Origin of the sequence: Pseudonocardia tropica, assembly GCF_040105315.1 — a bacterium.
GTDB lineage: Bacteria > Actinomycetota > Actinomycetes > Mycobacteriales > Pseudonocardiaceae > Pseudonocardia > Pseudonocardia alni.
Map to the genome: position 1 here is coordinate 22,914 of NZ_JBEDNP010000024.1, position 16,468 is coordinate 39,381.

The window sequence follows — 16,468 nt, forward strand, 5'->3', positions numbered from 1 at the left end:
CGAACCGAACATAGCGCCGGACTGAGGGGAGGCAACCCTCACGAGGTCACGGGATGAGTGTCGCGAGCCACTCCCCCACGGCGGGCCCGAGCAGGTCGTGCTGTTTCGTCAGACCGTGGTCGCCGTCCAGCAGCGCCACCGTCCGGTCGGGTCCCTCGGCCGGGACGCCGAAGCGGTCGCTGCGGCCCTGCACCACGAGCACCGGCACCCCGGCCCCCTCGAGCTCCGGGGCCCGGGTCCGCTCCGGCCGGCCCGGCGGGTGCAGCGGGAAGGCCAGGCACAGCACCGCGGCCGCACCGGCCGTGGTCGCCGTACGGCAGGCGACGCGTGCCCCGGAGCTGCGGCCGCCGACGACCAGCGGGCCGTCGTGGCCGGGCCGCACCGCCGCGACGACGGCGAGCCACGCCTCGTCGAGGTGCCCGGCCGGGGCGGGGGCCCGCCGGCCCGCGACCCGGTAGGGCTGCTCGACCAGACCGACGTCGAACCCGGCGGCGGTGGCCGCGGCGGTGGCGGTGACCAGGTCGGGGGCGTCGACGCCGCCGCCCGCGCCGTGCCCGAGCAGCAGCAGCCCGCGCGGGCACCCCGCCCGGTGCAGGGTCACCCGGGCCGGGCCGCGCGGGGTGTCGACCTCGCGCGCCGCGGTCACGACAGCAGGTCGAGCTGGATCGGCTCGGGCACCTGGTCGTCGGGGAGCCGGTCGAGCAGCTCGGGCGCGTTGTTGCGGACGTTGTTGACCTGCGGCGAGACCGGCCGGATGTCCAGGGTCGCGACCAGCTCCGGCGACGGCGGCACCAGCAGCCGGGTCACACCCTCGTCGCCGGTGCCGCGGTCCGGGTCGAGCCAGTCCGACCAGTCGTCGGGGCGCAGCACCAGCGGCATCCGGTCGTGCACCTGGGCCAGCGGGCCGACCGCCCCGGTGGTGAGCACGCAGGCGGTGACCAGCCCGTCCGGGTACTTCTCGGTCAGCTCGTCGCCCTTCGGGCGCCAAAACTCCCAGATGCCCGCCATCGCCATCGTGGCGCCGTCGGCGTAGTGGGTGAAGTACGGCTGCTTGGTCGGCTTGCCGGTCCCGCCCTGGGACTTCGGCACGGCGTCGTGGCGCTGCCACTCGTACCAGCCGTCCATCGGGAACAGGCAGCGCCGCGACGCGGCCGCGCGTCGGAACGCGGGCTTCTCGGTGATCGTCTCCGACCGGGCGTTCACCATCCGCGCACCCGCCGACGGGTCCTTCGCCCAGAACGGCACCAGCCCCCAGCGCACGGTGCGCAGCGACCGCTCGGTGCTGTCCCGGTCGGGCTCGCCGCTCTCGTCGCGGGGGTGGCGTTCGACCACCACGGTGATGTCCTTGGTCGGCGCCACGTTGTAGTCCGGACGCTGCGAGGACTCCTGCGTCGCGTCGACGGCGTGGAACTCGTCGGCCAGGTCCGCGGGGGCCTTGGTGGAGGCGTAACGGCCGCACATGCGCCCCATCCTCCCACGTGGGGAAGGATGGAGGCGTGAGCAACTGGACCGCCCCCACGCCCGGGTCGCCGGTGACCGGCACCGTCACCGTCCCCGGGTCGAAGTCGGTGACCAACCGTGCGCTGCTGCTCGCCGGCCTGTCCGGCGGCGACGTCCGGGTCGACGGTGCCCCGCCCACCCGCGACACCGCGCTGATGACCGGGGCGCTCGCCGCGCTCGGCGTCCCGGTCACCACGCTCGGGGACACGGTGGAGATCGGCGCACACCCCGGGCTGCGCGGCGGCCCCCCCGGGGCGCCCGCCGAGGTCGACTGCGGGCTCGCCGGCACGGTGATGCGGTTCGTCCCCCCGGCCGCGGCGACGGCGTCCGGTGCGGTCCGCTTCGACGGCGACCCGCGCGCCCGGGAGCGCCCGATGGGCACCGTGCTGGACGCGCTGCGGACCCTCGGCGCGACCGTGTCCCACGACGGCGCGGACGGCGCGCTGCCGTTCGTCCTCGACGGCGGCCCGGTCCGGGGCGGCGAGGTCACGATCGACGCGTCGGCGTCGTCCCAGTTCGTGTCGGGGCTGCTGCTGTCCGGATCGCTGTTCGAGCGCGGGGTGACCGTCCGCCACGAGGGTGCGCCGCTGCCGTCGCTGCCGCACATCGCGATGACCGTGGACATGCTGCGCGACGCCGGCGTGGTCGTGCACGACGACGAGCCGGACACCTGGCGGGTCGAGCCCGGACCCGTCGCCGCCCGGGACTGGGCGGTCGAGCCCGACCTGTCCAACGCCTCGGTGTTCCTCGCCGCGGCCACCGTCACCGGCGGGCGGGTCACCGTGCTCGGCTGGCCCGCGCAGACCACCCAGCCCGGCGTCGACGTGCTGCCGGTGCTGGAGCAGTTCGGCGCCACCGTCACGCACACCGCCGACGGCCTCACCGTGACCGGGCCGGACCGGCTCACCGGCGTCGACGTCGACCTGCACGACGCGGGCGAGCTCGCCCCCACCGTCGCCGCGGTCGCCGCGCTGGCGTCGGGCACCTCGCGGCTGCGCGGGATCGGCCACCTGCGGGGCCACGAGACCGACCGGCTCGCCGCCCTCGCCACCGAGATCACCGCGCTCGGCGGCGCCGTCACCGAGACCGACGACGGCCTGGTGATCGAGCCGAAGCCGCTCACCGGGCGCTCCGACCGGCCCTGGGGCGCCTACGCCGACCACCGGATGGCCACCGCGGGCGCGATCGTCGGCCTGCTCGTGCCCGGGGTGGAGATCGACGACGTCGGGTGCACCGACAAGACCATCCCGGACTTCCCCGGACGCTGGGCCGCGCTGCTCGGGACCCGTGTGGACGGCTGAGCAGGGTGCCCCGCGACATCAGCAGGCTCGACGAGTCCGACGTCCGTGTCCGCCCCGGACGGCGCGGGAGCAGGCCACGCAGCAAGCGCAGGCCCGCGCACGCCGACGCGACCCGCGCGATGGTCACCGCCGTCGACCGGGGACGGTGGACCTGCGCGGTCGACGCCGACCCGGGCCTGCCCCAGGTCGTCGCCATGCGGGCCCGTGAGCTGGGCCGGACGCCGGTCGTCGTCGGGGACCGGGTGGACCTCGTCGGCGACCTGTCCGGTGAGCCGGACACCCTCGCCCGGATCGTGCGGGTCGCCGAGCGCGACACCGTGCTGCGCCGCACCGCCGACGACACCGACCCCTACGAGCGGATCGTCGTCGCGAACGCGCAGCGGCTGATCGTGGTCACCGCCGTCGCCGACCCGGTGCCGCGCAGCGGGTTCGTCGACCGCTGCCTGGTCGCGGCCTTCGCCGGTGGGCTGCAGCCGGTGCTGTGCCTGACCAAGTCCGACCTCGCCGACCCGGAGCCGTTCGCGGCGCAGTACCGCGAGCTCGGCGTGCCGGTGCTGGTGACCGGGCGCCCGGAGTCCGGGCCGCCGTCCGGGCTGGACGCGCTGCGCGAGGAGCTGTCCGGGCGGCTGTGCGCGCTGGTCGGGCACTCCGGCGTCGGCAAGTCCACCCTGGTCAACGCGATCGTCCCGGCCGCGACCCAGGCCATCGGACGGGTGTCGGGTGTGGGGAAGGGACGGCACACGACCACCGCGGCGCTGGCGTTCCCGCACGCCGAGGGCTGGGTCGTCGACACCCCCGGGGTGCGCTCGTTCGGGCTCGCCCACGTCGGCGCGGACGACGTCGTCGCCGCGTTCGGCGACCTCGCCGACGCGATCGAGGACTGCCCGCGCGGCTGCGGGCACCTCGGGCCGCCCGCCGACCCGGAGTGCGCACTGGACGACCTGGTCGCCTCCGGCGCACTCGGAGGAGGCAGACTCGAGGCGTTGCGCCGCGTGCTGGTGGCGCTGGCGAGTGACAGGTTCTGACCATCACGACGACGGCCGGGGAGCGGGTAGTGCCGGGACGGCGCGCGACGACGCTGCTGCTGTGCGGGGCGGTGCTGGCGCCCGGGCTGACCGGCTGCGCCTGGCCCGGCTCCTTCGGCGACACCCCCGCACCGCCCGCCGCCGCACCGGCCGCCCTGCCCAAGTACTACGACCCGGCGCCGTTGGTCACCGACGTCCGCGCCCGTACCCGGCTCGACGGCGGCTCGACGCTGTCGGTGGCGGGCACCCTGACCCACGACGGCACGACCGTCCCGGTGACCGGCGACGGCGCCCTGCGGGTCGACCAGGCCGGGGACGCCCCCGCGGTGCGGCTGCTGCTGCGCTCGGGGCCGTCCGGCGCGGTCGCGCAGAGCACCGAGATCATCCGGATCGGCGGGCGCACCTGGCTGCGCCCCGGCGACGGCGGCTGGGGCGAGGCCGGGCGGGTCCCGCTGCCCCCGGAGCTGATGACGCACGCGACGCTCGCCGCGAACGTCGCCGCCGGCGTCGACCCGCTGGGGGCGGTGGCCCGCTACCCGGACGCGGTGCTCGTCGCCGCCGCCGACGACGACGCCGTCGACGGCACCCCGACCGTGCACTACACGCTGGTCGTCGACCTGGTCCGGGCCGCGGCGACCGAGACCGACCCGGCGCGGCGCGCGGCGCTGCAGGCCCAGCAGCGGGCGGGGCTGACCCGGCTGAGCGCGGAGATCTGGGTCGACGCCGAGCGCAGGCCGCTGCGCAGCCGGGTCCGCCAGCAGCTCCCCGACGGCGCGGCGCTCGACGTCCTCGTCCGCTACGACGGCTGGGGCGCCCCGATCACCATCGAGCCGCCGGTCCGCGGCTGACCCGGGGCCCACGGCGGCGGGACGCCGGGTCCGGGCCGTCGACCGGCCGGGTGCGGCGGTGGAGCCGCCCCCGTCCCGACGAGGTGACCCGGGATCGGCCCGGGTCGGGCCGGTGGGTGCGGACCGGCTGGGTGTCGCGCACCAGGGCACGCAGCGCGCCCAGATCGGATCCGGTGAGTCCGGCGGCGCGGACCTGGACCAGGGCGTCGCCCGGTGCCGCGGCCTCCGCCGTGCGGGCGTCGAGGCCACGGAGCTGCTGTTCGGCGGGGAGTGGTGGTGCGGCCCGCGCCCACCCGCCGCGGGCTCATCCCAGCTCGACGAGGAACGGCAGCTCGGTGCCGTCGTACCAGGCCAGCTCGTGGTCCTCGGCCTCGCCGACGAGGAACTCGGCGTCCATGTCGCCCAGGTCGGCCGTGTCCACCGCACCGGCCGCCTCGCGGACGGCGTGCTCGGCCTCCGGCAGGTCCACGTGCACGGCGGCGATCTTCGACAGCGGCACCGGGCCGGTCACCCGGACCGCGCCGTCGTCGAGGTCGGGCCGCAGGGTGACGTCGTCGGTGTCGGCGGACACCACGACCCGGCGGGCGGGGGTGTCGTCCTCCCCCAGCCCGAACTCGACCGCGAGCAGCCGCAGCGACGCCCGCGCCGCCTCGTTCATCGCCGCGTACTCGAGCTCCTCGTCGTCGCCCGCGGTGTAGGACTCGCGCAGCTTCGGAGTGAGCGCGAACGCGGTGCCGCCCAGCGGCTCGAAGTTCCCGGTCTTCACCGTGCGGGCCAGCATCGGCCAGGTCGCGGGGAGGTAGATCCTCAACGGTCGTCTCCTCTGACGGGTGTCATCGGTGTCTGTCGCAGTGTCTCGAGGAGCTCCTCGAGTGACTCGTCCACCATCCCGGCGAGCACGTCCAGGTCGCCCATGGCGTCCCTGTCGCCGTTCAGCCCGTAGTACACACCGCCGTCGTAGCTGGTCAGGCCGATGGAGACGGCCTGCCCCTTCGCCAGCGGCACCACCGGGAACATCTCCAGCATCCGCGCCCCGGCCGCGTAGAGCGGGAACTGCGGGCCGGGCACGTTGGTCACGACCAGGTTGAAGAAGTGCCGGGCCATGCCGTTCGCGGCGCGCGCGCCGACGGCGTGCAGGGTCGGTGGGGCGAACCCGCCGATCCGGACCAGCGTGTCGGCGCCGACGGCGTCGCCGGTGTCGGTGTGCTCGCGCATCTGGTGGGTGACCTGGTGCAGCCGCACCAACGGGCTCGGCTCGCCGACGGGCAGGTCGACCAGGAACGACGCCACCCGGTTCCCGAGCGACCCTCCGGCGGCCGAGCTGGGCACGTCGCCCTCGCCGCGCACCGACAGGGGCACCAGCGCCCGCACCGACGACGACCCGGCGACCGGCTCGCCGCGCGACATCAGCCAGGTGCGCAGGGCACCGGCGATGACGGCGAGCACCACGTCGTTGACGTCGCAGCCGTAGGCGGCGCGGACCTTGCGGTAGTCCTCCAGGTCGGTGCGGGCCATCGCGAACCGGCGCTGGGTGGAGATCTCGGCGTTGAGCGGCAGCCCGGGCGCGCGGCGGCCCGCGGTGCGGGCCATGTTCAGGACCTTGCCCGCGGCCCCGGCGAGCTTGCCGAGGGTGGCCAGTGCGTCGCCCGCGGCGACCCGGACGTTGTCCACGATCTCGGTCGGGCGGGTGACGGCCTCGGAGATCGCGTCGAGCACGAGCTGGCCGTCGGTCGGCTCCGGGCGCGGCATCCACAGCTCGTCCGGGGTGTCCCGCGGCTCGGCGGACACGTCCAGGATGACCTGTCCGATGTCGATGGCCGAGATGCCGTCGACCATGGCCTGGTGGGTCTTGGTGAGGATCGCGACGCGTCCGCCGTCGGCGGACCCGGCCGGGGCGAGGCCCTCGATGAGGTACATCTCCCACAGCGGACGGGTGTGGTCCAGCGGGCGCGACATCAGGCGTCCGACCAGCTCGGTCAGCTGCTCCTCGCTGCCCGGACGGGGCAGTGCGGAGCGGCGCACGTGGTAGGCGATGTCGAACTCGGGGTCGTCGACCCACACCGGGCGCGCGAGGTTGCCCGGGACGTGGCGGACCTTCTGCCGGTAGCGCGGCACCAGCGCGATCCGCTGCTCGATCAGCTCGACCAGCCGGTCGTAGTCGAAGCCGTCGTCGGGGCGGTCGAACACGGCGACCCCGCCGACGTGCATCGGTGTGGTCGCCTCCTCCAGGTACAGGAAGGACGCGTCGAGTGCGGAGAGCCGGGACGGCATGGCCGCGATCCTACGTGCGACGCTTCTCCCCGTGAGCGATGCAGGTGCGGTCTCCCCGAAGGACCGGTTCATCACGGTCTACGGCCGCAAGCCCGTCCTGGAGGCGCTGGCCGACCCCGATCTGGAGGTCGACAAGGTCGTGCTGGCCGACACGGTGCGCGGGGGCGGCGAGCGCGAGATCACCGCGGCCGCCCGCGGCCGCGGGGTGCCGGTGCGGCGTGCGACCGCGCAGCGGGTGAAGGTGCTGGCCGGCAACGGGCGCCACGACCAGGGCGTGCTCGCCGACGTCGTCGCCCCGCGGATGTCGCCGCTGGAGCACTTCCTGTCCGACCTGGGCACCCGGCGGCCGGCGTCGGTGCTGGTGCTCGACGCCGTCACCAACCCGTCGAACGTCGGGATGATCCTGCGCAGCGCGACGGCCGCCGGTCTGGACGGCGTGCTGCTGCCCCGACGCGGGGTGCCCGCCATCGACCCGCTGGTGATCAAGGCGTCGGCCGGGGTGGCGTTCGCCGCGCCGGTGCTGCGCTGCGCCACCGCCGCCGAGGGCGTCGACCTCATGCACGCGGCCGGGTTCGGGGTGTTCGGGCTCGACGCCGGCGGCGACTCGCTGCTGGAGGCGTCGCTCCCGGCCCGGGTCGCGCTGGTGCTGGGCAACGAGACCGACGGCCTGACCGAGGACGTCCGTTCCCGGCTCGACGGGATCCTGTCACTGCCGATGTACGGCGGGGTGGAGTCGCTCAACGTCGCCTCCGCCGGAGCCGTCGCCGCCTACGAGCTGCTGCGCCGACGCTGACCGCTCACCTAGTGTCGGGGCGATGGTGCGCCGTCGCATTCCCCGCCCGTCGGAGCTGGCACCGCTGCTGCGGCCGGCCCCGTTCACCCTGGACCGTACGGCGGCCCGGCTCGCCCGCGCGTCGAGCATCGGGGACCTGCGCGAGCTGGCGCGCCGGCGCGCGCCGCGGGCGGTGTTCGACTACACCGACGGGGCCGCCGAGGACGAGGTGAGCCTGCGGCGGGCGCGCGAGGTGTGGGCCTCGGTGGAGTTCTCGCCGACCGTGCTCACCGACGTCTCGCGGGTGGACACCGGCCGGGAGATCCTGGGCGGGCGCTCGTCGCTGCCGTTCGCGCTGGCCCCGACCGGTTTCACGCGGATGATGCACACCGAGGGCGAGCGCGCGGTCGCCGCCGTCGCCGCGCGGGCCGGGATCCCCTACGCGCTCTCGACGATGGGCTCGACGACGATCGAGGGCGTCGCCGAGGCCGGGCGCGGCGGGCGGCACTGGTTCCAGCTCTACCTGTGGCGCGACCGCTCCGTCGCCCACGAGCTCGTCTCCCGGGCGCGGGAGGCCGGCTACGACACGCTGCTGCTCACCGTGGACACCCCGGTCGGCGGCAACCGGCGCCGCGACGCCCGCAACGGCCTGTCCATCCCGCCCGCGCTGTCGCTGCGGACCTTCGTCGACGGCGCCCGCCACCCCCGCTGGTGGTTCGACCTGCTCACCACCGAGCCGCTGACGTTCGAGTCGCTCGCCGCCGGCGGCGGCAGCCCCTACGAGGTGATCAACCGGGTGTTCGACCCGGCCCTCACCCTCGACGACGTCGCCTGGCTGCGCGGAGCCTGGCCCGGGAAGCTGGTGGTCAAGGGCGTCCAGTCGGTCACCGACGCCCGCCGCGTCGCCGACGCGGGCGCCGACGGCGTGCTGCTGTCCAACCACGGCGGACGCCAGCTGGACCGGGCCCCGGTGCCCGCGGAGCTGATCGAGCCGGTGGTGCAGGAGCTCGGCGACGACGCGGAGGTCCTGGTGGACACCGGGATCACCCACGGCGGCGACGTCGTCGCCGCCGTCGCGCTCGGCGCCCGCGCGGCGCTGGTGGGCCGCGCCTACCTCTACGGGCTGATGGCCGGTGGCGAGGCCGGGGTGACCCGCGCGGTCGAGATCCTGCGCGCCGAGGTCGAGCGGACGATGCAGCTGCTCGGCGTCGTCCGGGTGGACGACCTCCGCCCGGAGCACGCCCGGCTCCGCTCGGCGACCGGAAGCCACCATCACCCGAACGAGCGACGGCCCGGCACTGCGGCCCGGCCCTGACGGGGCCAGCATGGGGCACATGAGTTTCCTGGACAAGGCCAAGGAACTGCTCGGCAAGCACGACGACAAGGTCGACCAGGCCCTGAACAAGGTCGGCGACGCGGCCAAGCAGAAGTACGGTCACGACGGTCAGATCGACACCGCGACCAAGTTCGCCCGCGAGCGGACCGGTACCGGTGACACCGCTGCGCCGCCGCCCCCCGGTCAGCCGGGTCCGGACGGCCAGGCCCCCCCGCCGCCGCCCGCGCCGGGGCATGCCCCGCCGCCGCCCCCGCAGCAGTAGGCAGGGCACGACCGGTCCGGCCGACCGCCGGGCTGCCCACGAGGCGCCGTCCGCACGCTGCGGGCGGCGCCTCCGCATGTCCGGGGTACCGCTGCACAGGGATCGGCCCGGGGACTCAGTCCCGGGCGGGCACCCCGAGCAGGACCTCCAGCTCGCCGAGGGTGGTCTCGGCGCCGGTGTGGCGTACCCCGACCGCCCCGGCCGCGGCGGCGCCGCGCACGCACGCCCCCATGTCGTCGACGACGACACAGTCCCCCGCGGGCAGGCCCAGCTCCGCGGCGGCGGCGGCGAAGGAGTCCGGGCTCGGCTTCCGGGCCCCGCGGACCGCACCGAGCAGCACCGTGCCGAACGCGGCGGCGACCTCGTCGGGCACCGCGTGCGCGCCGGAGAACAGCGCGGTGCGGATCCCCGCGGCCGCGGCGCGACGGGCGTAGGCGAGCAGCAGGGCCCCGTCGGCGGGGTCGTCGAGGACCCCGCCGTAGTCGACGATCAGGCCACGCAGGGTCCGGGGGTCCGCCACCCGGCCGACGGTACCGAGTGTCGCCGCCTCCCGGGGCCGCCGTGGCTCGGGGCTGCCGCCTCGCCGCTCGACCGCCGCGGCTCAGTCGAGGGCCCGGCGCAGGAAGCCGCGGATCCCCAGCAGGGTGAACAGCACGATCGCCGCCACCGGGACGAGCACGCACACCCACAGCGGGATGTGCGGGACCTGCGGCACCAGCGACGCGCGGATCCCCTCGCTCACGTAGGTCAGCGGGTTGACCGCCGACAGCACCTGGAACCAGCGCAGGTCGGCCAGGGTGAGCCACGGGTACTGCACCGAGCCGGTGAACAGCAGCGGCGTGAAGATCACCGCGAACAGGATGTTGATCCGCCGCGGCGGCACCGCCGTGCCGATGGTGAGCCCCATCGCCGCACCGAGCAGGCTCCCCAGCACCACCATCAGCAGCGCGGGGGCCAGCCCCTCGGCAGGCCACCGGATGTCGATCATCGCGAAACCGATGGGCACCATCAGCAAGCTGGCGAGCAGGCCGCGCAGCCCCGCGAAGGCGATCTTCTCGACGGCGACGGCCCACACCGGCATCGGCGCGAGCAGCCGGTCGTCGATCTCCCGGGTCCAGGACAGCTCGAAGACCAGCGGCAGCGTCACCGCCTGCAGGGCGCCGAACATCGCGTTCAGCGCGATCAGGCCGGGGAGCATGATCTGCCCGTACTCGGGTGATACGAAGCCGGCGCGGCCGAGGACCACGACGAACACCAGCAGGAAGAAGAACGGCTGCACCAGCGTCTGGGCGAGGAACGAGGGCAGCTCCCGGCCGGTGACGAACAGGTCGCGGCGCAGCACCGCCAGGAACGCACGCCCGGTCATCGCAGGTCCCTGCCCGTCAGGTCGATGAACACGTCCTCCAGCGTCGCCCGCCCCAGGCTGACGTCGCGCACCGTGGCGCCGTGCCGCCCGAGCAGGTCGGCGGCCGGTGCCAGCAGCGCCGCCGGCTCCGCGGTGACCGACAGCCGGAACGCCGACGCGGTGCCGTTCTCCCCCGGGCGGCGGCCCGGCGGGGTCTCGGCGCGCGCGACACCGCCCAGCCCGGCCAGCGCCGCGCGCAGCGTCTCCGCCGCGCCGGGCCCGTGGTCGGCGACGATCTCCACGGTCGCGCTGCCCGGCAGCGACCGGACCAGCGCGTCCGGGGTGTCCAGCGCGAGCAGCCGCCCGTGGTCGACGATCCCGATCCGGTCCGACAGCTTGTGCGCCTCCTCCATGTCGTGGGTGGTCAGCACGACGGTCACGCCCTCGTCGCGCAGCCCGCTGATCTGGTCGTGGACGAACAGCCGGGCCTGCGGGTCCAGGCCGGTGGAGGGCTCGTCGAGGAACAGCACCTCCGGGGAGTGCATGAGCCCGCGGGCGATCATGACGCGCTGCGCCTGGCCGCCGGACAGGTCGTCGGCGACGGCCTTCGCCTTGTCGGTCAACCCCATCCGCTCCAGCAGCTCGTCGGCGCGGCGGTTGCGCTCCGCCCGACCGACGCCGTGGTAGGCGGCGTGGAAGACCAGGTTGTCGCGGACGCCGAGGGACCGGTCCAGGTTCTGGCGCTGCGGGACGACGGCCAGCTTCGCGCAGACGGCGACGGCGTCGGCGCGCACGTCGAGCCCGGCGACCCGGGCCGTGCCCGACGTCGGCACCACGCGGGTCGTGAGCACGCCGACGGTCGTGGTCTTCCCGGCGCCGTTGGGCCCGAGCAGCCCGAAGACCTCGCCCTCGGCCACCGAGAACGACAGGCCGTCGACGGCGTTGCCCTTCGCCTTCGGGTACCGCTTCACCAGGTCGACCACCTCGACCGCGGTCCGTCCCATCGCACTCCCCCGCCGATCACGTCACGTCGGCCCGATCCTGCTCCAGGTCGGCGATCACCGCGAGCAGGTAACCGCGGAGGGCGTCGTCGAACCCGTCCGCCGGCGCCCGCAGCCACGGTCCGCGCCCGTCGGGGCGGGCGGCGCGCCACCGCTCCCGCCCGGCGTCGGTGAGCGCGACGAGCCGGACCCGCCGGTCGGCCGGATCCCCGCGGCGGGCCACCAGCCCTGCCGTCTCCAGCGCGTCGACGACCGGGGTCAGGCTGGTCGGGGCGACCCGGACCCGGGCGGCGAGCTCGCGCTGGGCCAGCCCGCCGCACCGCTCCAGCACGTCGAGGACGGCGAACCCGGTGACACCGAGGCCGTGGCCCCCGGTCCGCCGGCGGCGTTCGGCGAGCACCGCCGCCCCGGCCCGGACGACGAGGTCGGCCAGCGACTCCGCGGGGCCGTCCACCGGGTCGGGAGCGGCGACGAGACGGGGCGGGGTGAGATCGATGCGTCCCGGTGGGTGGGGTACGGGCATCGCGGGAGGGTAGGACGCGGCGGGGCCCGGCGGGGGCCGTCGGGCGGGGCCGGTCGCGTTCGTGAACACCGGACCCCGCCGGGCTGCGGGCCACGAGCGCGGCGCCGCTCGCAGCCGGATCTCCGTCGGGGCGTCGGACGCACGCCGGCCGGACGTGCGCCGTCGGACCGTGCGGCACCGGACCGTGCGGCACCGGATCGTGCGGCGCCGGAGGATCCGGTGGCGCATCCGGGCCGGCCCCCGTCGCGGCCGCGGGGGCCGTCGCAGTCTGGCGCCGTGACCACGACGACGACCGACACCGCCCCGGCGGACGGTGCCGCCCCGCGGACCGACACCGCCCCCGGGACCGGCTCCGGCCTGCGGACCGACGCCGCCCACGGTTCGCAGGCCGCCCCCGCACCACCGCTCCCCGGGAGACGGATCCGTTCCGTCCCGGTTGCGGCCGGCCACGTGCCGCACGCGCCCTCGCAGGTGGGGACGGCGGCGCTCGCCGTCGCCCCGACACCGGGCGCCGATGTCGGTGCCGTCGGCGCGTCCGGTCCCGGGGTCACGTCCGCGCGGGCCGGGGCCGGCTCCGGGGCCGGGCAGGCTCCGCCGCCCGGCCCCGGGGCGTTCCTGGTCCGCGCCCCCGCCGACGTGCCGGAACCGCTCGCACCGGGGGTCGTCGTCGTCCTGCCGGGTGGGTTCCGGATGTCCTCCGGACCGGCGCCCGCACCGCGCGAGGCGGTCCGCCCCGGCCCGGTGCCGACGGTGCCGGAGGACGTCTCCCCGGACGACGTCGCGCGGGTCCGGGCCCCGGCCACCGGGATCGTCCGGCTGCTCACCGAGGTGCTCGCCGGGCGCCGCCCGCCGGACGGGGTCACCGCCGTCACCACCCCGGCGGTGCGCCGCTACCTGACCGCGGCCCGGATCGTGGCGCCGGCCCGCCCGTCCAGCGGCCGGTCGGGCCCCGGTGGACGGGTCGGTGCCCCCGGCTGTGGGAACCCGGGCGGTTCGCCCGCGCGCCGGGCGCCGCGGGTGCACGTCGGTCTGCCCCGGCCGGACGTGGCCGAGGTCTGCGCGACCGTCACCGTCGCCGGGCGGGTGCGTGCCCTGGCCCTGCGGCTGGACCGGGCACCGGACGGCCGGTGGCTCACCACCGCCGTGCGGCTCGTGTGAGGCGTGACGCGGTGGGCCCCGGCCGGGTGCGGATATCCGTCGCAGCGGGACCTGCCATGTGCCCGGCCGTGCGGAGCGCCGCGACCACGGAACCGGCACGACCGCGACCGCGGAACCGGCGCCGCCGGCGGGAGGTCCCCGCCGAGCGGCGCCCGGAGCTCAGCGCCGCCGGCGGGCCTTCTCCGCGCGGCGCCGCTCGGCGCGGTTGACGCCGTTGTCACCGTTCGGGGACGCCCCGTTGCCGCGGGCCGGGACCTGGTGGCGACCGGTACGACCGGTGCCCGGGGCTGCCGCCCCGCCCTCGCCGCGACGCGCGACCCCGCCGTCCTCACCCGGACCGCTGTACTGCAGGGTCTGCGGCGGGCTGGTGCGGAACAGGTTCGGCAGGACCACGGTGGACTCGGCGGGGTCCTCGGCCGGGACCCGGCGCACGACCGGGATCTCGGTCGTCTCCGGCTCGGCCTCCTGAACGGGGGCGGCCGGCTGCTGCACCTGGACGACGACGTTGAACAGGTGCCCGATCGTCTCCTCCTTGATGCCCTCGAGCATCGCGGCGAACATGTCGAAGCCCTCACGCTGGTACTCGATCACCGGGTCGCGCTGGGCCATGGCCCGCAGCCCGATGCCCTCCTTGAGGTAGTCCATCTCGTAGAGGTGCTCGCGCCACTTGCGGTCGATGACCTGCATCAGGACCTGGCGCTCGAGCTCGCGCATGCCGCCCTGCGGGCCGATGAGCGCGTCGATCTCGGCCTCGCGCCGGGCGTAGGCGGTCTCGGCGTCGGCGAGGATGACCCGCTCGAGCTCCTCGGCCGACAGGTCGTCGACGTCGTCGGCGACGGTGCGCCAGTCGAGCTGGATCGGGTACAGACCCTTGATCGCCGTCCACAGCTTCTCGAGGTCCCAGTCCTCGGAGTAGCCCTCGGCGGTGGCACCGACGACGTAGGCGTGGATCACGTCCTCGAGCATGTTGCGGGTCTGGCGCTGCACGTCCTCCCCGTCGAGGACCCGGCGGCGCTCGTCGTAGATGACCTTGCGCTGCTGGTTGAGCACCTCGTCGTACTTGAGGACGTTCTTGCGGATCTCGAAGTTCTGCTGCTCGACCTGGGTCTGCGCGCTGCGGATCGCGCGGGTGACCATCCCGGCCTCGATCGGTACGTCGTCCGGCAGGTTGAACCGGTTCATGATCGACTCGACGACCTGGCCGTTGAAGCGGCGCATCAGCTCGTCGCCGAGGGACAGGTAGAAGCGGGACTCACCCGGGTCGCCCTGCCGGCCGGACCGGCCGCGCAGCTGGTTGTCGATGCGGCGGGACTCGTGGCGCTCGGTGCCGAGCACGTAGAGCCCGCCCGCGGCGCGGACCTCGTCGGCCTCGGCCTTGACCTGCTTGCGCATGCGGTCGAGCACCGCGTCCCACGCGGCCTCGTACTGCTCACGGGTCTCGACCGGGTCCAGGCCCTGGCTGCGCAGCTCCAGGTCGGCGAGGAACTCGGGGTTGCCGCCGAGCATGATGTCGGTACCGCGACCGGCCATGTTCGTGGCGACGGTGACCGCGCCCGCGTGCCCGGCCTGGGCGATGATCTGCGCCTCACGCGCGTGGTTCTTCGCGTTGAGCACCTCGTGCGGCACGCCGCGGCGCAGCAGCAGCTTCGCCAGGTACTCGGACTTCTCGACGCTCGTCGTGCCGATCAGGACCGGCTGGCCCTTCTCGTGCTTCTCGGCGATGTCGTCGGCGACCGCCTCGAACTTCGCCGGCTCGGTCTTGTAGATCAGGTCTGCCTGGTCGGCACGCACCCGCGGCCGGTTCGGCGGGATCGAGACGACCGACATCTTGTAGATCTCGTGCAGCTCGGCGGCCTCGGTCTGGGCCGTACCGGTCATGCCGGCGAGCTTGTCGTAGAGCCGGAAGAAGTTCTGCAGCGTGATCGTCGCCAGGGTCTGGTTCTCCGGCTTGATCTCGACGCCTTCCTTGGCCTCGATCGCCTGGTGCATGCCCTCGTTGTAGCGACGACCGGCGAGCACACGGCCGGTGAACTCGTCGACGATCAGGACCTCACCGTCGTTGACGATGTAGTCCTTGTCCTTCTTGAACAGCTCCTTGGCCTTGACCGCGTTGTTCAGGTAGCCGACCAGCGGGGTGTTCGCGGACTCGTAGAGGTTGTCGATGCCGAGCTGGTCCTCGATCAGCGCGACACCCTCCTCGGTGATGCCGACGGTGCGCTTGCGCTCGTCGACCTCGTAGTGGATGTCCTTGGACAGCATCGGCGCGAGCCGCGCGAACTCCTGGTACCAGCGGGCGCTCTGCTCGGCCGGACCGGAGATGATCAGCGGGGTGCGGGCCTCGTCGATGAGGATCGAGTCCGCCTCGTCGACGATGGCGAAGTTGTGCCCGCGCTGGACCATGTCGGCGGTGTTCCACGCCATGTTGTCGCGCAGGTAGTCGAAGCCGAACTCGTTGTTCGTGCCGTAGGTGACGTCGCAGGCGTACTGCTCGCGGCGCTGCGCCGGGGTCATCTCCGAGAGGATCACGCCGACGGTGAGACCGAGCCAGCGGTGGATGCGGCCCATGGTCTCGGAGTCGCGCTTGGCGAGGTAGTCGTTCGTGGTGACCACGTGCACGCCGTCGCCGGGCAGCGCGTTGAGGTAGACGGCCAGCGTCGAGGTCAGGGTCTTGCCCTCACCGGTGCCCATCTCGGACACGTTGCCCATGTGCAGGGAGCCGGCGCCCATCAGCTGCACGGTGAACGGGCGCTGGCCCAGCGTGCGCTGCGCAGCCTCGCGCACCGTGGCGAAGGCCTCGGGCAGCAGCTCGTCGAGGGACTCGCCGTCGGCGTGGCGACGGCGGAACTCGTCGGTCTTGGCGCGCAGCTGCGTGTCGGTGAGGCCCTCGAAATCGGGCTCCAGTCCGTCGATGTGCGCGGCGATCTTCGCGAGCCGTTTCACCAGCTTGGTCTCGCCGGCCCGGAGGAGTCGACTCAGGAAGGGCACTGCCGACCTCATTCACGTCGCGGTCAGGACACGGGGCCTCCCACCACGGTCTCCGCGCCGCGACACGGTGTCGCGGGCGGCACCGGCACGGCACCGGCGCCGCACGGCGGGCCGACCCCGTCGTCCATGGTACGGGCACCG

At 75.0% G+C, this 16,468-nt stretch carries 16 protein-coding genes; 7 read left to right on the top strand and 9 right to left on the bottom strand.

The window, feature by feature from the left end; all coding sequences use genetic code 11:
• Positions 1-46: 46 nt before the first annotated feature.
• Positions 47-646 carry an alpha/beta hydrolase family protein gene (locus WHI96_RS25210; RefSeq protein ID WP_345646531.1) on the bottom strand — a complete coding sequence of 200 codons (600 nt, stop codon included), beginning with the start codon at positions 644-646 and terminating at the stop codon, positions 47-49.
• Positions 643-1,461 (bottom strand): SOS response-associated peptidase, encoded by an 819-nt coding sequence (locus tag WHI96_RS25215; RefSeq protein ID WP_345646534.1) that lies wholly within the window; start codon positions 1,459-1,461, stop codon positions 643-645. The genes WHI96_RS25210 and WHI96_RS25215 overlap by 4 nt, the downstream gene beginning before the upstream one ends.
• Positions 1,462-1,496: 35 nt before the next feature.
• On the opposite strand from WHI96_RS25215, the gene aroA reads away from it, so the two are divergent.
• The 3 genes from aroA to WHI96_RS25230 are packed head-to-tail and all read left to right on the top strand — an operon-like array spanning position 1,497 to position 4,674.
• The gene (gene aroA / locus WHI96_RS25220; protein WP_345646537.1) at positions 1,497-2,801 is read left to right on the top strand and encodes a 3-phosphoshikimate 1-carboxyvinyltransferase; all 1,305 of its coding nucleotides are present in this window, start codon (positions 1,497-1,499) and stop codon (positions 2,799-2,801) included.
• The gene (gene rsgA, locus WHI96_RS25225) at positions 2,798-3,826 is read left to right on the top strand and encodes a ribosome small subunit-dependent GTPase A (RefSeq protein ID WP_425571617.1); all 1,029 of its coding nucleotides are present in this window, start codon (positions 2,798-2,800) and stop codon (positions 3,824-3,826) included. Before aroA ends, rsgA begins: the two co-directional genes overlap by 4 nt.
• A gap of 29 nt (positions 3,827-3,855) precedes the next feature.
• The gene (locus WHI96_RS25230; RefSeq protein ID WP_345646546.1) at positions 3,856-4,674 is read left to right on the top strand and encodes a hypothetical protein; all 819 of its coding nucleotides are present in this window, start codon (positions 3,856-3,858) and stop codon (positions 4,672-4,674) included.
• Positions 4,675-4,978: 304 nt separating this feature from the next.
• Here the strand turns inward: WHI96_RS25230 and WHI96_RS25235 are convergent, their stop codons facing one another.
• Together WHI96_RS25235 and WHI96_RS25240 are read right to left on the bottom strand one after the other, a co-directional pair.
• A complete protein-coding gene (locus WHI96_RS25235) occupies positions 4,979-5,485 on the bottom strand; it encodes a DUF6912 family protein (RefSeq protein ID WP_345646548.1) in 507 nt (168 codons plus the stop codon).
• Positions 5,482-6,945, bottom strand: a complete 1,464-nt coding sequence (locus WHI96_RS25240) for a WS/DGAT/MGAT family O-acyltransferase (protein ID WP_345646551.1) — start codon at positions 6,943-6,945, stop codon at positions 5,482-5,484. Before WHI96_RS25240 ends, WHI96_RS25235 begins: the two co-directional genes overlap by 4 nt.
• On the opposite strand from WHI96_RS25240, the gene WHI96_RS25245 reads away from it, so the two are divergent.
• The 3 genes from WHI96_RS25245 to WHI96_RS25255 are packed head-to-tail and all read left to right on the top strand — an operon-like array spanning position 6,944 to position 9,315.
• Positions 6,944-7,738, top strand: a complete 795-nt coding sequence (locus WHI96_RS25245) for a TrmH family RNA methyltransferase (RefSeq protein WP_345646553.1) — start codon at positions 6,944-6,946, stop codon at positions 7,736-7,738. The genes WHI96_RS25240 and WHI96_RS25245 overlap by 2 nt on opposite strands.
• A 22-nt stretch (positions 7,739-7,760) precedes the next feature.
• Positions 7,761-9,032 (top strand): alpha-hydroxy acid oxidase, encoded by a 1,272-nt coding sequence (locus WHI96_RS25250; RefSeq protein ID WP_345646555.1) that lies wholly within the window; start codon positions 7,761-7,763, stop codon positions 9,030-9,032.
• Positions 9,033-9,051: 19 nt separating this feature from the next.
• Positions 9,052-9,315 carry an antitoxin gene (locus tag WHI96_RS25255; RefSeq protein WP_345646558.1) on the top strand — a complete coding sequence of 88 codons (264 nt, stop codon included), beginning with the start codon at positions 9,052-9,054 and terminating at the stop codon, positions 9,313-9,315.
• A gap of 115 nt (positions 9,316-9,430) precedes the next feature.
• On the opposite strand, the gene WHI96_RS25260 is transcribed toward WHI96_RS25255, so the two are convergent.
• The 4 genes from WHI96_RS25260 to WHI96_RS25275 form a co-directional block, all read right to left on the bottom strand.
• Positions 9,431-9,835, bottom strand: a complete 405-nt coding sequence (locus WHI96_RS25260; RefSeq protein ID WP_345646560.1) for an HAD-IA family hydrolase — start codon at positions 9,833-9,835, stop codon at positions 9,431-9,433.
• Positions 9,836-9,916: 81 nt separating this feature from the next.
• Positions 9,917-10,681, bottom strand: a complete 765-nt coding sequence (locus WHI96_RS25265) for an ABC transporter permease (RefSeq protein ID WP_345646563.1) — start codon at positions 10,679-10,681, stop codon at positions 9,917-9,919.
• Positions 10,678-11,664, bottom strand: a complete 987-nt coding sequence (locus tag WHI96_RS25270) for an ABC transporter ATP-binding protein (protein ID WP_345646566.1) — start codon at positions 11,662-11,664, stop codon at positions 10,678-10,680. The genes WHI96_RS25265 and WHI96_RS25270 overlap by 4 nt, the downstream gene beginning before the upstream one ends.
• Positions 11,665-11,680: 16 nt before the next feature.
• Positions 11,681-12,184 carry a MarR family winged helix-turn-helix transcriptional regulator gene (locus WHI96_RS25275; RefSeq protein WP_345646568.1) on the bottom strand — a complete coding sequence of 168 codons (504 nt, stop codon included), beginning with the start codon at positions 12,182-12,184 and terminating at the stop codon, positions 11,681-11,683.
• Between the two features lie 276 nt (positions 12,185-12,460).
• Between WHI96_RS25275 and WHI96_RS25280 the strand changes: the two genes are divergently transcribed.
• Positions 12,461-13,342, top strand: coding sequence for an Rv3235 family protein (locus WHI96_RS25280; protein WP_345646571.1), 882 nt, complete (start codon positions 12,461-12,463; stop codon positions 13,340-13,342).
• A 159-nt stretch (positions 13,343-13,501) separates the two neighbouring features.
• Here WHI96_RS25280 and secA read toward each other — a convergent pair whose 3' ends face one another.
• On the bottom strand, positions 13,502-16,327 hold the full coding sequence (gene secA, locus WHI96_RS25285) for a preprotein translocase subunit SecA (RefSeq protein ID WP_345646573.1): 2,826 nt from the start codon (positions 16,325-16,327) through the stop codon (positions 13,502-13,504).
• Between the last annotated feature and the right edge of the window lie 141 nt (positions 16,328-16,468).

Bases quoted from the DNA above. Each gene is read 5' to 3' on its own strand.
- WHI96_RS25215 (WP_345646534.1), bottom strand. From the start codon at position 1,461: ATGTGCGGCCGTTACGCCTCCACCAAGGCCCCCGCGGACCTGGCCGAC.
- WHI96_RS25245 (WP_345646553.1), top strand. From the start codon at position 6,944: ATGGCCGCGATCCTACGTGCGACGCTTCTCCCCGTGAGCGATGCAGGT.
- WHI96_RS25240 (WP_345646551.1), bottom strand. From the start codon at position 6,945: ATGCCGTCCCGGCTCTCCGCACTCGACGCGTCCTTCCTGTACCTGGAG.
- WHI96_RS25250 (WP_345646555.1), top strand. From the start codon at position 7,761: ATGGTGCGCCGTCGCATTCCCCGCCCGTCGGAGCTGGCACCGCTGCTG.
- WHI96_RS25255 (WP_345646558.1), top strand. From the start codon at position 9,052: ATGAGTTTCCTGGACAAGGCCAAGGAACTGCTCGGCAAGCACGACGAC.
- WHI96_RS25265 (WP_345646563.1), bottom strand. From the start codon at position 10,681: ATGACCGGGCGTGCGTTCCTGGCGGTGCTGCGCCGCGACCTGTTCGTC.
- WHI96_RS25270 (WP_345646566.1), bottom strand. From the start codon at position 11,664: ATGGGACGGACCGCGGTCGAGGTGGTCGACCTGGTGAAGCGGTACCCG.
- WHI96_RS25275 (WP_345646568.1), bottom strand. From the start codon at position 12,184: ATGCCCGTACCCCACCCACCGGGACGCATCGATCTCACCCCGCCCCGT.